This window comes from Stakelama sediminis (assembly GCF_014199335.1).
Classification (GTDB): domain Bacteria; phylum Pseudomonadota; class Alphaproteobacteria; order Sphingomonadales; family Sphingomonadaceae; genus Sphingomonas; species Sphingomonas sediminis.
Map to the genome: position 1 here is coordinate 238,475 of NZ_JACIJI010000002.1, position 13,904 is coordinate 252,378.

The window sequence follows — 13,904 nt, forward strand, 5'->3', positions numbered from 1 at the left end:
AGACGTTAAATGGCAACCGCCGTTCACAAGGTGACTGAAGCAGAAGCAAACGCGCATCCCCCGGCAGAAGCGATCGTCGTACGCTTCGCCGGCGATTCCGGCGACGGGATGCAGTTGACCGGTGGGCAGTTCACCCTTTCAACCGCGCTGGCCGGAAACGATCTGGCGACCTTTCCCGACTTTCCGGCGGAAATCCGCGCACCGCAGGGGACGCTGTTCGGTGTTTCGGCGTTTCAGATCAATTTCGGGTCTGCTGCGATCGAGACGGCGGGCGACCAGCCTGACGTGCTGGTGGCGATGAACCCGGCGGCGCTGAAAGTAAATGTCGAGGCGCTGAAGCCCGGCGGCCTGATCATCGCCGATGAAGGTGAATTCGGTGATCGCAACCTTGCCAAGGCGAAGTATGACGCCAATCCGCTGGAGGATGGCAGCCTGGCAAAATGGCAGTTGCTGAAACTCAATATCTCTCAGCTCACGCTCGAAGCGGTGAAGCCGTTCGGTCTCGGCAATAAAGAGGCACTGCGCTGCAAGAATATGTGGACGCTGGGCCTCGCCCTGTGGATGTTCGATCGCGAGCGTCAGCCGATTGTCGACTGGCTCAAGGCGAAGTTCGCCAAGGCACCGGAACTGGCCGAAGCCAATATCGCTGCGCTGAACGCAGGTCATGCCTATGGCGAGACGGCGGAGATGGGCGCGCTCGGCGTGGCGCAGGTGCATGTGCCCGCCGCGCCGGTCGAACCCGGCCTGTACCGTACCGTGACAGGGGCCGAGTCGATCAGCCTGGGTCTCGTTGCGGGTGCGCAGCTTGCGGGTCTGCCGATGTTCTTCGGCGGCTATCCGATTACGCCTGCGTCGGCGATCCTGCATCACCTGTCGCGGCTCAAGGAATATGGCGTCACTACCTTTCAGGCGGAGGATGAGATTGCGGCGGTCGCGGCGTCGATCGGCGCATCCTATGCCGGGTCGCTGGGCGTCACGTCATCCTCCGGTCCCGGTATTGCGCTGAAGACCGAAGCCATCGGTCTGGCGATCATGACCGAACTGCCGCTGGTGGTGGTCAATTCGCAGCGCGGTGGTCCGTCCACCGGTCTGCCGACCAAGACCGAACAGTCCGACCTCTATCAGTCGGTTTACGGCCGCAACGGCGATGCACCGATGCCGGTCGTTGCGGCGCGTTCGGCGGCCGATTGTTTCGATGCTGCGATCGAGGCGGTGCGCATCGCCACCCAATATATGACGCCGGTCATGCTGCTGACCGATGGCTATATCGCCAATGCGGCCGAGCCGTGGAAGGTGCCCGACATGGACGGCTATGAAGCTTTCCCCGTCACCTTCGAGACCGATGCGCCTGCGGAAGGCGAGAAATTCCTGCCCTATGCCCGTGACGAGAAATTGTCGCGTCCGTGGGTCAAGCCGGGAACGCCGGGACTGCTGCATCGCATCGGCGGTATCGAAAAGCAGCAGGGGACCGGCAATATCGATTATGCACCGGCCAACCATCAGGCGATGACCGAAATCCGTCGGGACAAGGTGGCGGGTATCGACGTGCCGGATCAGGAAGTGACGCTGGGCGAAGAAACCGGCAAGCTGGTGCTGGTCGGCTGGGGATCGACCTTTGGACCGGTGCATCAGGCGGTGCGGCGGGCGCGGGCGAAGGGTCTTGACGTCCATCACATCCATCTTCGCCATATCTGGCCGATGCCGAAGAATCTGGGCGACCTGCTCAGGGGCTATGAGCATATTCTGGTGCCGGAGATGAATACCGGCCAGCTCAAGACCGTGTTGCGCGATCAGTTCCTTGTCGATGCCAAACCGCTCAACAAGGTGTCGGGTCAGCCCTTCCGCATTGCCGAGATCGAAGCTGCGATTGAAGAGGCGCTGTCGGATTAACCGTCACCTCAGCGAGAGCTGGGATCTTATGCGGCACAAGAGCCGGCTTTCGCCGGCATGACGGAAATAAAGAGAAGCAACGATGAACGAGATTACCACCATCAAGCCGTCCAGCCCGAAGGACTGGGAAACCGATCAGGAAGTCCGCTGGTGTCCCGGTTGCGGCGATTATGCGATCCTGAAGGCGGTGCAGCGCACGCTGCCGCAAATCGGTGCTACGCCCGAAAACACTGTGTTCATCTCCGGCATCGGCTGCTCCTCGCGCTTTCCCTATTATATGGAAACCTATGGGTTCCACACCATCCACGGCCGTGCTCCGGCAGTGGCGACGGGCGTCAAGCTGGCCAATCCCGAACTGGACGTATGGATCATCACCGGGGACGGCGATGCGCTGTCGATCGGTGGCAACCACACGATGCACTTGTTGCGCCGCAACCTGAATTGTCAGGTGCTGCTGTTCAACAATGAGATTTACGGACTGACCAAGGGGCAATATTCGCCCACCAGCCGCGAAGGCACGCGCAGCCCGTCGACGCCGTTCGGTTCGGTCGACCATCCGGCCAATCCGTGCGCCTTTGCGCTCGGTTCCGGTGCGCGGTTCGTTGCCCGCGGTATTGATGTGCACAAAAAGCTGCCCGATGTGCTGAAGGCAGCGCATGCGCACCGGGGTGCGGCTTTCCTTGAAATCTTCCAGAACTGCATCGTCTACAATGACGATGTTTTCGCGCCCTTCACCGCCAAGCCCAATGCGGCGGCGAACCAGCTCTGGCTGGAGCATGGCGAGCCGATGCTGTTCGACAAGGGAACCAGGGGCCTGTCGTTCGATCGCGATGCACTGGCGCTTAAAGTGGTGGATGTCACCGATGGCGACTGGCAGGCGGCGGGCGTGCTCGTCCATGATCAGGCGAACCGCATGATCGCGCATCTGCTGGTGGAAATGGGTGCCGGTTTCCCCGTCGCACTGGGCGTTCTCTACGATAATCCCGCGCCGACGTTCGACAGTGCCGTCACCGATCAGAACCTGTCGGCGAGTGCAGGGAAAACACCCGACCTGCAAAAGCTAGTCGCCAAGGGCCAGACCTGGATGGTCAACAAGCAACCGCGAGTGGAGTGAGCCGGGGAACTTCCGTCATGATTGCCGCGTAGGGTTCGCATGACCACACCTGTCCTGCTCTGGTTTCGCCGCGATCTGCGCCTGTCCGACCAACATGCCCTGCTTGCGGCGGCGGGGGAGGGGCCGGTGATCCCGGTCTATGTGCTGGACGACGAAACGCCGAAGCATCGCAAGATGGGTGGCGCGTCACGCTGGTGGTTGCACCATTCGCTTGCCAGCCTCGACAAGAGTCTGCGCGACAAAGGCTCTCGACTGATCCTGCGGCGCGGCAAAGCGAATGAGGAACTGGCGAAGCTGGCGGAGGAAACCGGCGCTGGCCGGGTCCATGCGATCCGCCATTACGAACCCTGGTGGCGCAATGCCGAGCGTGCGGTGGCGAAGCAGCTCGATCTGGTTTGCCACGACGGTAATTATCTGGTTCCGCCGGGCGCGATCACCACCGGCAGTGGGACGCCGTACAAAATCTACACGCCGTTCTGGCGTGCGCTGAAAGAGCATATGCCGCCAGCCGATCCGGCCAACCGGCCGCACGACATTCCGGCGCCTTCCAACTGGCCTAAATCGGATCGGCTGGAGGACTGGGGGCTGTTGCCCACCAAACCCAATTGGGCCACCGGGTTCGAAGACTGGCAGCCGGGCGAGGAAGGCGCGCGCAACCGTATCGAGTCCTTTCTGAACCACGCCGCCGAATATGACGCACAACGCAATCTGCCGTCGGTCGAGGGCAGTTCGCGCCTGTCGCCGCACCTGCATTTCGGGGAAGTCTCTCCCGGTTATGTCTGGCACCGCAGCTGGCAAGCGGGCGGGTCGGTCGATGTGTTTCTGGGCGAACTGGGATGGCGCGATTATGCGCAGAACGTCATCCTGCAATATCCCGAATATGGTGTGAAGAACGGGCGGGATAAATATGACGCACTGGAGTGGCGGGATTTCCGCTCCTCGACCGTGCGCGACGAATTCGACGCCTGGACGAAGGGGCAAACCGGCTATCCGATTGTCGATGCCGGAATGCGCCAGCTTTGGGCGACCGGGTGGATGCACAATCGCGTCCGCATGATTGCGGCCAGCTTTCTGGTGAAACATCTGCTGATCGACTGGCGGGAGGGCGAGCGCTGGTTCTGGGATACGCTGGTCGATGCCGATTACGGATCGAATACGACCAACTGGCAATGGGTGGCGGGCACCGGGATCGACGCCAATATGTTCCAGCGGATCATGGCGCCGCTGACCCAGTCGGAAAAATTCGACGCGGCGGACTATATCCGCGAATGGGTGCCGGAACTGGCCGACCTGTCCGACGGCGCGATCCACGATCCCGAAGCGGCGGGATGCAGGCCCAAAGCCTATCCGGAAAAGCTGGTCGCGCACCGTGCGGCCCGCGAACGGGCGCTTTCGGCGGTGAAAGGGCTGTAGGCGTTCAGCCTTCGATGCGTTCGAAATGTCCGGTTGCGAAATCCTCGTTCATAAGCGTGGCGATCCGCTCACCTACAACATCGGGAGTTTTCAGCGTTTCCGGATCTTCACCGGGAAAGGCGCGGGCGCGCATTTTTGTTCGCGTGGCACCCGGATCGATGATCGCTACCCGGATCGGTGCAAGGTTGCGCACTTCTTCGCCATAGGAAAGCAGCAGATTTTCAAACGCGGCTTTCGATCCGCCATACATGCCCCAATAAGCGCGCGGCTTACGCGCCACGCTTGAGGTCAGACCGACGACGCGCGCATTATTCGACTTGCGCAGCATGGCGTCGAACGAGCCGAGCAACGCTGCCTGCGCGCTGACGTTCAGCGTATAGGTATGCGCCAGCATCTTCGGATCATAGGCGTTGACCGCGGCCAGTTCGCCCAGCGTGCCTGCGTTCAGCACCAGCATGTCGAGGGCCTTCCAGCGGCCGGAAATCGCTTCGGCAAGGCGCGCCACGCTGTCGCCTTCGACCAGGTCGAGCGGTGCGATGGTCGCGCTCCCGCCCACCTGATGGATGGCGTCTTCCACTTCCTCTAGCGCACCGGCGGTGCGGGCGGTGAGGATGACATGGGCACCCTGAGCGGCAAGGGCGGTTGCGGTGGCGGCACCGATCCCGCGGCTGGCTCCGGTGACGAGGGCGATCTGGTCGGCAAGCGGCTTTGTCATGCCAGTCGCTTGGGACAAATCGCGCCGCAACTCAAGGGGGTCAGCCGACGCGTTCCTTCAGCATCTCAAGCTGATTGACCGTCGCAACTTCATCCTGATCGGTGAGCGTGGTGGGATAGTCACCGGTGAAACAGGCATCGCAATATTTCGGCCGGATCTGCGCGCGGCCCTCTTCGCCCAGCGCCTTGTAGAGACCGTCGATGGAGATGAAGGCCAGGCTGTCCGCCTTGATATAATCGCGCATCCCGACGGTATTGTGCTTGGCGGCCAGCAGTTTGGCGCGTTCCGGCGTATCGACGCCGTAGAAACAGCTATGCCGGGTCGGCGGGCTGGCGATGCGCATATGCACTTCGGCGGCCCCGGCTTCGCGCATCATCTGCACGATTTTCAGGGATGTGGTGCCGCGCACGATCGAATCGTCGATCAGCACCACGCGCTTGCCCTTGATCAGAGCCGTGTTGGCGTTGTGCTTCAGCTTGACGCCGAGGTGGCGGACCTCATCGCGCGGCTGGATGAAGGTGCGGCCGACATAATGCGAACGGATGATGCCCAGTTCGAAAGGAATGCCGGATTCCTGCGCATAACCTATGGCGGCGGGGGTGCCGGAATCGGGAACGGGGATGACGAGATCGGCATCCACCGGATCTTCGATTGCCAGTTGTGCGCCGATTGCCTTGCGCACTGAATAGATTGACCGGTCGTCGGCAATCGAATCGGGGCGTGAGAAATAGACCCATTCGAAGATGCACGGCCGTGCGGCCTGCGGTGCGAAGGGGCGGATCGAACTGAGCTCTGTCCCCTTGACGATGACCAGTTCGCCCGGATCGACCTCGCGCTCATAGGTGGCGCCGACCACGTCGAGTGCAACCGATTCAGACGCGAAGATCACCGCGTCGCCCAGTCGCCCCATCACCAGCGGACGGATGCCCAGCGGATCGCGACAGGCAATCATGCCTTCGGGCGTCATGCAGATCAGCGAATAGGCGCCCTCAACCTGTTTCAGCGCGTCGATGAACTTGTCGAGCAGCGTGCGATAGCTGGATGTCGCGACCAGATGGATGATGGTTTCGGTGTCGGACGTCGACTGAAAAATCGACCCCGATCGTACCAGATCGCGCCGTAACCGCATGGCGTTCGACAGATTGCCGTTATGCGCCACTGCAAAGCCGCCGCTGGCAAGGTCGGCATAGAGCGGCTGCACATTGCGCAGCGCCGTCTCTCCGGTTGTCGAATAGCGGACATGGCCAACCGCGGCATGGCCGGGCAGCGCGCGAATCACGTCGTCGCGGTCGAAATTGCCCGCCACATGCCCCATCGCCCGATGGGTATGAAAATGCGCGCCGTCGAAACTGGTGATACCGGCGGCCTCCTGCCCGCGATGCTGGAGCGCGTGCAGGCCCAGGGCAGCCAGCGCCGAAGCGTCCTCTGCACCGGAAACACCGAATACGCCGCATTCTTCATGCAGCTTGTCGTCATCAAAAGGGTTGGTGGTCAGCATGCGATCCCGTCGCGTTACGTCCATGCCAGCCATATAGGGTAGCGAACGGCATTTGTCGCCCTTTTGTCATATATTCTTGAACCTCCCGGTTTTCCGAGCGTTTCAAGCCTGAATGGAAAGGAGAATTGCCATGGCAAGGGATCATGGAAGCCAGATCAAGGACGATGCGCTGTACGAAGAACTGCTCGATCGGGGCGAATCGAAAGAGAAGGCCGCCCGAATCGCGAATGCAAAAGCCAATGGCAGCCTGGATCATCGCGCCACCCGACTCGAGGACCGAACCAAAGACGATCTGTATGAAGAAGCGCAGAAGATCGGTATCGACGGCAGATCGACCATGACCAAGGGTGAACTGATCGACGCCATCCGGTCGCATTGACCGCCCGGCGGGATTTTCGTGAGCGTCTAAATACCCTACACCACGCACCATGTCGGATATTCGCGAAACCGGGCTGACGCTCGACCCCAAATATGATGCCGCCGGTCTGATCACTGCGGTCGTGACCCATGCCGAAACCGACGAGGTGCTGATGGTGGCGCATATGAATGCGCAGGCGCTGGCACTGACCCGCGACACGGGTATCGGCCATTTCTGGTCGCGCAGTCGCCAGTCGCTCTGGAAGAAGGGTGAAAGCAGCGGAAACACCCTGAACGTGCAGGAAATACGGATCGATTGCGACCAGGATGCGGTCTGGCTGCGTGTTCTTCCCGCCGGACCCGTTTGTCATACCGGTGCACGAAGCTGTTTCTATCGTCGGGTTGAAAAGGACGGGCTGGTGCGGCTGTCGTGAAAGTCCCGGCACTACTGACGGCGATGGCTATGACGCTTGCTGCCTGTTCGGGTGGCGGAGCCGACAATAAGGACGACGCTACGCCGGGTTCCTCGTCGGCAGGACTTGAGCAGGCGGCGATTGCGCGTGGCGTGATCGCCAACCCGAAAGACGCCACGCTAACCGGTCTGTATCGGCTCGACACCGACAGCGTCTGCATTGTCCCCGACGGACGGCAATACAGGATCGGCGCTTTCGTCGATTACGGTCAGGGAATTCAGTGCAGCGGCTCAGGGTCGCTGAGTCGATCCGGCCCCACGCTGCATATCCGTCTGGAAAACAGTCAGGGATGCCGGTTCGATGCACAGTTTCAGGATCATCGCATCATCTTCCCGGCGGAATTGCCCGAAGGATGCGATTCCCTTTGCAGCGCACGCGCTTCGTTCGCAGCGTTGAAGGTAAAGCAATTGAGCAACTCGCTATCCGAAGCATCGGCTCTGAAGGATGCGCGCGGTCAATCGCTATGCCCGTCCTGAGCGAAGGCTAGCAACAGCATCTTGACGTTAACGTAAAGGGAAGACATGATGGTGCCATGCCTGCCACTGAACCATCGATTCCTACGCTGGCCGCAATCGAGCCGCGACCCGACCGCGAGCATTTCCTGATCTCCGACCTGTGCGCCGAATTCGGCGTGACGGCGCGCGCGCTGCGCTTTTATGAAGATGAGGGGCTGATCGCGCCGAAGCGCAAAGGGCTGGCCCGGATCTATTCACATCGTGACCGTGCCCGGCTTGCATGGATCTTGCGCGGCAAGCGCGTCGGCTTCAGCCTCGCCGAAATCCGCGAGATGATCGACCTGTACGACATCGGCGACGATCGCCGGGTGCAACGGCAGGTGACGATCCTGCGTTGCCGGGAACGTATCGAAAAACTGGAAGAGCAGAAGCAGGATATCGACGCCGCGATCGATGAGTTGCAGCAGTTTGTCGACCTGATCGAAGGCCTGCCGCATTCCGCAACCGACAAGCGAAACTGAGGAAGAGAAGATGCCGCAATATACGCCGCCTGTACGCGATACCCGCTTCATTCTGGAGCGTGTGATCGGACTGGGTTCCCATTCCAATCTGCCGGGCTTTGCCAATGCCTCGCCCGACATTGTCAATGCGGTGCTGGAGGAAGGCGGCAAGTTCGTCGCCGAGATACTGTTCCCGCTCAATCAGAGCGGCGATCAGCAGGGCTGCACGCGTCATGACGACGGTAGCGTGACGACGCCGGAAGGGTTCAAGGCAGCCTATGCTCAGTTCGTCGAATCGGGCTGGGGTACATTGGCCGGACCGGAAGAATTCGGCGGGCAGGGAATGCCGCATGTGGTCGCCACGGCGTTTGAGGAATATCTGATTTCCGCCAATATGGCGTTCGCCATGTATCCCGGACTGACCCAGGGCGCGACCGCGGCGCTGCTCGCCAAGGGATCGGATGAGCAGAAGGCAAAATATGTGCCCAATATGATCGCGGGCAAATGGGGCGGGACGATGAACCTGACCGAGCCGCAATGCGGTACGGACCTCGGCCTCATCAAGACGAAGGCGGAGCCGCAGACCGATGGCAGCTACTCCATCACGGGCACCAAGATTTTCATTTCGTCGGGCGAACATGACCTGACCGAAAACATCATCCATCTGGTGCTTGCCAAAACTCCCGGCGCGCCCGACAGCTCGAAGGGAATTTCGCTGTTCGTGGTACCGAAATTCCTGGTCAAGGACGACGGATCGCTGGGCGAGCGCAACGCGGTGTCGTGCGGTTCGATCGAGCACAAGATGGGCATTCACGCTAACTCCACCTGCGTCATGAACTATGACGGCGCGACCGGCTGGCTGGTCGGGGAAGAGATGAAGGGGCTGGCCGCGATGTTCATCATGATGAACGCGGCGCGCCTTGGTGTCGGGTTGCAGGGGCTGGGTGTCGGCGAAACCGCTTATCAGAACGCGGTGCAATATGCCCATGACCGACGTCAGGGCAGGGCGCTTACGGGGCCGAAAGACCCGGAGGAAAAGGCCGACACGCTGTTCGTTCATCCGGACGTCCGCCGGATGCTGATGGAGGCCAAGGCACTGACCGAAGGGTTGCGTGCGCTGTGCCTGTGGGGCGCGCTTCAGGTGGATCTGTCGCACAAGGCGGAGAGTGAGGAGGAGCGGCAGCTTGCCGACGATCTGATCGGACTGCTGACCCCGGTCATCAAGGGCTATGGCACCGATAAGGGCTATGACATCGCGACCAACGCGCAACAGGTTTATGGCGGGCATGGCTACATCGCCGAATGGGGCATGGAGCAATATGTGCGCGATGCGCGTATTGCGATGATCTATGAAGGCACCAACGGCGTACAGGCGATGGACCTGGTCGGTCGCAAGCTGGCGCGCAACGGCGGCCGGGCGGTGCAGGCGTTCTTCAAGCTGGTGACGGATGAAGTCGCGGCGGCGAAGGAGGACGAGAAGCTTGCCGATTATGCCGCGGCATTGGAGAAGGCACTGGGCCAGCTTCAGGCGGCGACCATGTGGTTCATGGCGAACGGAATGCAGAACCCGAACAATGTCGGTGCCGGTGCGCATAGCTATATGCACCTGATGGGCATCGTCGCGACCGGCCTGATGTGGCTGCGCATGGCGAAGGCCGCCCATACAGCACTCGCCGAAGGAGAGGGCGACAAGGCCTTTTACGAAGCGAAGCTGGTAACGGCGCGCTATTTCGCCGACCGCATCATGCCGGATGCGGGTGCGCTGCGCCGCAAGATCGAAAGCGGCAGCGACAGCATCATGGCACTTGATCCGGAAATGTTCGTAGCGGCCTAAATGTCGGGGTCGACCTGATTGTCCGGCGTCGCCTTCTTAGCGGGAGGCGGCGCCGGTTTTCTATGTACACCGGACAGAGCCGGTACCTCTTGTGCAGCATCGTGATCGGCGCGCTTCGAGCCGGGAATATGATCGAGCGAAAAGCCGGCAGCCTTTCCCGATAAAGGGCGCACGAGGCGGTGCATGCACCGGTCGGATGCGATGGCTGGAAAGAGGGTGCAATTCCATAGCGCCTTGTCGAATCCGCCTGCTGCATCGCGCAGATAACTGAACGCCATACTGGATATAGCGGTCGGACTTACCGGGAGCGTCTTCGGGGTTTGTGCCGCACTATTCCACGCCATGAACTTGCAATATTGCCGGTCGGCACAGGCGCGTTTCGCTAATGCCCCAAGCGTTTTCGGATCATAACGCGGATCGAGTGTGACAAGAAAGACGTCTGGATTACCTGCAACCGGGACAGGAATTGCCGAAGCCGATACCGAGGCAGCATCCACTGTTTCATCATCGGGTGCGGGCGGTTTGTGCGCGTCGAATAACGAAGCCAGTGCCGGAATCCGCGGTTCTCTGCCCGCGTAACGCATCCGGAACGCGGGTGGCGTTCCCCACCATCCGGTCCATCGGAAGAACAAATGCCCGCCGACCGCGACCAGCTTGTCGAGGCTCGCACTCCAATAGGGCACGACCCAGTCGGTGTGATAATGGGTTGCCATGCCCACCGTCTTGTCGACCTTGCCGTCCAGCGCGGCCTTGGCGAGCTTGCGCGCCCTGTCCCACGCGTCGTCGGAATAATGGCGCGCCAGCGATCCGTCGCAGGTGAAGGTGAACTGGCACCCCGTACGCCGGTCGCTGCCTTCGAAGATCACGCCACAGATACTGTTCGGGAATGCGGGATGGCGCACGCGGTTGAGCACGACCTGCGCAATGGCGCGCTCGCCTGTCGGATCGTCCCCTGCTTCGTACAGCATCGCGGCCGAAAGGCAGTCGAGGGCACGCTCCTGATCGTCGCTGGCCCCGCTCAGGTGAAAGGGGGAGGCGGCTCTGATCGGCCCTTTGGCGAAGGGAACGGCAGCATTGGCGGCACGTGCCTGTTCCGGCGTCAAATCCTGAAACAGCACCGGCTCCACCGGTGGAGGAGGTGCCTGCGGGCGGATTTGTATCCGCTTGCGAACAGGCTGTTCCGATGTCGTGGCGAGGGGTTTAGGGGTATGCGTCACCAGCCATAAAGGCACGGCAATCCCGGCAAGCGCGGTTAACGACAGAATAAAGCGCAGCAAAGGAGAAGGGCCGTGTCTGTCCATGCCGGGAAGGGGCGCGGGCGGCATCTTCTCCGGAATTTCAGACGCGCCCATATCGCCGGAACGCAATGGCCTTCACCGGTTCCGTATCAGCTTTCCGGCAGGAAGTCGGGCACCGACAGATAGCGTTCACCGGTATCGTAGTTGAAGCCCAGCACGCGTGATCCCTCCGGCAGATCGGGAAGCTTTTGCAGGATTGCCGCCAGCGTCGCCCCCGAACTGATGCCGACCAGCATTCCTTCCTCGCTGGCCGCGCGGCGGGCCATGTCCTTGGCGATTTCGGGGTCGACCCTGATCGCGCCATCAATCGCCTGAGTATGGAGATTGGTGGGAATGAAGCCTGCGCCGATCCCCTGAATGGGATGCGGGCCGGGCTGACCGCCTGAAATCACCGGCGACCCTTCCGGTTCGACCGCATAGACTTTCAGATCGGGCCACGCCTTTTTCAGCGTTTCAGCGACGCCGGTGATATGGCCGCCGGTACCGACCCCCGTAATGATGACGTCGATCGGCGTATCACGGAAATCGTTCAGAATTTCCTGTGCGGTCGTATGAACATGCGCATCGACATTGGCAGAATTTTCGAACTGTTGCGGCATCCAGGCACCGGGAGTTTGCTCGACCAGTTCCTGCGCCCGTTCGATGGCGCCCTTCATACCCTTTTCGCGCGGCGTCAGGTCGAAGCTTGCGCCATAGGCCAGCATCAGGCGACGACGCTCCACCGACATGCTTTCGGGCATGACGAGGATCAGCTTGTAGCCCTTGACCGCAGCGACCATCGCCAGCCCTACACCGGTATTGCCGCTGGTCGGTTCGATGATCGTGCCGCCGGGTTTCAGCTTGCCGTCGCGTTCCGCCGCTTCGACCATCGCCAGCGCGATCCGGTCCTTGATCGATCCGCCGGGATTGGAACGTTCGGACTTGATCCAGACTTCAGCATCGGGAAACAACCGCTGCACGCGGATATGCGGCGTATTGCCGATCGTCTCCAGGATCGTGTTCGCTTTCATGCTGCCTTCTCCTCAATAGCGGTTTCTTGCAGGGCTTCGGGCGTGTCGAATGTCCGCGCCCGCATCAGTTCGGGAAACAGTTTCGCCCATGCGCCGGTCACCAATATGGCGCCGATGCCGCCGACGACAACCGCCGCCACAGGGCCGATCAGCGCGGCGAGGAAGCCGGATTCAGCTTCGCCCATTTCGTTCGAGCCGGAAATGAAGAGCGTCGATACCGCGCCGACGCGGCCGCGCATCTCATCCGGCGTATAGAGCTGGATCAGCGACTGGCGAATATAGACCGATACCATGTCGGCGGCGCCGAGCACGAACAGCGCCGCCAGTGATACCAGCACCGCGGGGGCAAAATCGCTGCCGGTGGCAGACGGGCCGAGGACCGAGGTCAGCACCGGCGCGGCAAGCCCGAAGACGATGGTGCCGATGCCGAACGCGCCCACACCGATCAGCATTTTCGGTCCCACATTGGTCTTGATCGGCTTCCACGACAAAAGCGCCGCCATTGCCACTGCACCAACGGCTGGAGCCGCGCGCAAATGGCCCAGCCCAGACGCGCCGATATGCAGGATATCGCGGGCATAGACCGGCAGCATCGCCGTCGCGCCACCCAGCAGCACCGCGAACAGATCCAGCGAGATCGCGCCCAGCACCAGCCGGTTGTGACGCACATAGGACAGACCGTCGATCATCTGTTGCCAGGGGTTGCGTTTTGTTGCGCTGGCGGCTCTCGGTACCGGCGTAATCAACATCAGCATTACTAGTGCAAAGGCGAACAATCCTGCCGAAACGGCATAGGCCAGCCAGTGCTCGATGGCATAGAGATACCCGCCCAGCGCCGGGCCGACGATCGAACCGCTTTGCCAGGCGATCGAACTCATCGCGATCGCGGTGGGGAGTACGGCAGCAGGCACCAGATTAGGCGCCAGCGCTTGTAGCGCCGGGCTGGCAAAAGCCCGAGCCACACCCAGCAGGGCTGCGATCGCGAACAGCGCGCCCAACGTGATTGTGTTTGTCCAGGTCAGCCAGGCGAGCGCGGCGGCACAAAATACTTCGAGCAGCAGGGCGCCTCGCGCGACCCAGCGGCGATCGATCCGATCCGCAACCCATCCCGCGAACAGCGTCAGCAACAACAGCGGCAAAAACTGTGCGACGCCGATCAGGCCGAGCTGAAACGCGGCGGCCTTTACGCCCATCGTTTCGCGGGCGATGTCGTACACCTGCCAGCCGATGACGATCACCATTCCCATCTGGCCCAGCGTGGTGGCGAGGCGCGCAAGCCAGTAGGCACGGAAATTGGCTATGGAAAACGGATGGGCCGACATGATTTCGCCATAAGCGCGTTACAGT

General features: G+C 61.4%; 13 protein-coding genes. 8 read left to right on the forward strand and 5 right to left on the reverse strand.

Annotation, left to right across the window (positions count from 1 at the left end):
- The first annotated feature begins 9 nt into the window (after window positions 1–9).
- The 3 genes from FHR23_RS07755 to FHR23_RS07765 all read left to right on the forward strand — a co-directional run bounded on the left by FHR23_RS07755 (window position 10) and on the right by FHR23_RS07765 (window position 4,417).
- Window positions 10–1,890, forward strand: coding sequence for a 2-oxoacid:acceptor oxidoreductase subunit alpha (locus tag FHR23_RS07755; RefSeq protein ID WP_184002587.1), 1,881 nt, complete (start codon window positions 10–12; stop codon window positions 1,888–1,890).
- A gap of 82 nt (window positions 1,891–1,972) precedes the next feature.
- Entirely contained in the window at window positions 1,973–3,004 is a 1,032-nt protein-coding gene (locus tag FHR23_RS07760) for a 2-oxoacid:ferredoxin oxidoreductase subunit beta (RefSeq protein ID WP_184002589.1), read from the forward strand.
- Window positions 3,005–3,043: 39 nt separating this feature from the next.
- Complete coding sequence (locus tag FHR23_RS07765) at window positions 3,044–4,417, forward strand: cryptochrome/photolyase family protein (protein WP_184002591.1); 1,374 nt, start codon at window positions 3,044–3,046, stop codon at window positions 4,415–4,417.
- Between the two features lie 4 nt (window positions 4,418–4,421).
- Here the strand turns inward: FHR23_RS07765 and FHR23_RS07770 are convergent, their stop codons facing one another.
- Together FHR23_RS07770 and purF are read right to left on the reverse strand one after the other, a co-directional pair.
- A complete protein-coding gene (locus FHR23_RS07770; RefSeq protein WP_184002593.1) occupies window positions 4,422–5,132 on the reverse strand; it encodes an SDR family NAD(P)-dependent oxidoreductase in 711 nt (236 codons plus the stop codon).
- Window positions 5,133–5,172: 40 nt separating this feature from the next.
- Window positions 5,173–6,630 (reverse strand): amidophosphoribosyltransferase, encoded by a 1,458-nt coding sequence (purF, locus tag FHR23_RS07775; RefSeq protein ID WP_184002595.1) that lies wholly within the window; start codon window positions 6,628–6,630, stop codon window positions 5,173–5,175.
- A gap of 130 nt (window positions 6,631–6,760) precedes the next feature.
- Here purF and FHR23_RS07780 point away from each other — a divergent pair, with 130 nt between their 5' ends.
- From FHR23_RS07780 to FHR23_RS07800, 5 genes are read left to right on the forward strand one after another with little or no spacing between them, the layout of a single operon-like run.
- A complete protein-coding gene (locus FHR23_RS07780) occupies window positions 6,761–7,009 on the forward strand; it encodes a Rho termination factor N-terminal domain-containing protein (protein ID WP_184002597.1) in 249 nt (82 codons plus the stop codon).
- 49 nt (window positions 7,010–7,058) lie between these two features.
- Window positions 7,059–7,421, forward strand: coding sequence for a phosphoribosyl-AMP cyclohydrolase (gene hisI / locus FHR23_RS07785; RefSeq protein ID WP_184002599.1), 363 nt, complete (start codon window positions 7,059–7,061; stop codon window positions 7,419–7,421).
- 23 nt (window positions 7,422–7,444) lie between these two features.
- Complete coding sequence (locus tag FHR23_RS07790) at window positions 7,445–7,936, forward strand: hypothetical protein (RefSeq protein ID WP_221227428.1); 492 nt, start codon at window positions 7,445–7,447, stop codon at window positions 7,934–7,936.
- A 56-nt stretch (window positions 7,937–7,992) separates the two neighbouring features.
- On the forward strand, window positions 7,993–8,436 hold the full coding sequence (locus FHR23_RS07795; protein WP_184002603.1) for a MerR family transcriptional regulator: 444 nt from the start codon (window positions 7,993–7,995) through the stop codon (window positions 8,434–8,436).
- A gap of 10 nt (window positions 8,437–8,446) precedes the next feature.
- Window positions 8,447–10,249 carry an acyl-CoA dehydrogenase C-terminal domain-containing protein gene (locus FHR23_RS07800; RefSeq protein WP_184002606.1) on the forward strand — a complete coding sequence of 601 codons (1,803 nt, stop codon included), beginning with the start codon at window positions 8,447–8,449 and terminating at the stop codon, window positions 10,247–10,249.
- On the opposite strand, the gene FHR23_RS07805 is transcribed toward FHR23_RS07800, so the two are convergent.
- The 3 genes from FHR23_RS07805 to FHR23_RS07815 all read right to left on the reverse strand — a co-directional run bounded on the left by FHR23_RS07805 (window position 10,246) and on the right by FHR23_RS07815 (window position 13,879).
- The gene (locus FHR23_RS07805; RefSeq protein WP_246359773.1) at window positions 10,246–11,574 is read right to left on the reverse strand and encodes a cell wall hydrolase; all 1,329 of its coding nucleotides are present in this window, start codon (window positions 11,572–11,574) and stop codon (window positions 10,246–10,248) included. The genes FHR23_RS07800 and FHR23_RS07805 overlap by 4 nt on opposite strands.
- Before the next feature lie 62 nt (window positions 11,575–11,636).
- On the reverse strand, window positions 11,637–12,557 hold the full coding sequence (gene cysK / locus FHR23_RS07810; protein ID WP_184002607.1) for a cysteine synthase A: 921 nt from the start codon (window positions 12,555–12,557) through the stop codon (window positions 11,637–11,639).
- The gene (locus tag FHR23_RS07815; RefSeq protein WP_184002609.1) at window positions 12,554–13,879 is read right to left on the reverse strand and encodes an MFS transporter; all 1,326 of its coding nucleotides are present in this window, start codon (window positions 13,877–13,879) and stop codon (window positions 12,554–12,556) included. Before FHR23_RS07815 ends, cysK begins: the two co-directional genes overlap by 4 nt.
- Window positions 13,880–13,904 lie beyond the last annotated feature (25 nt).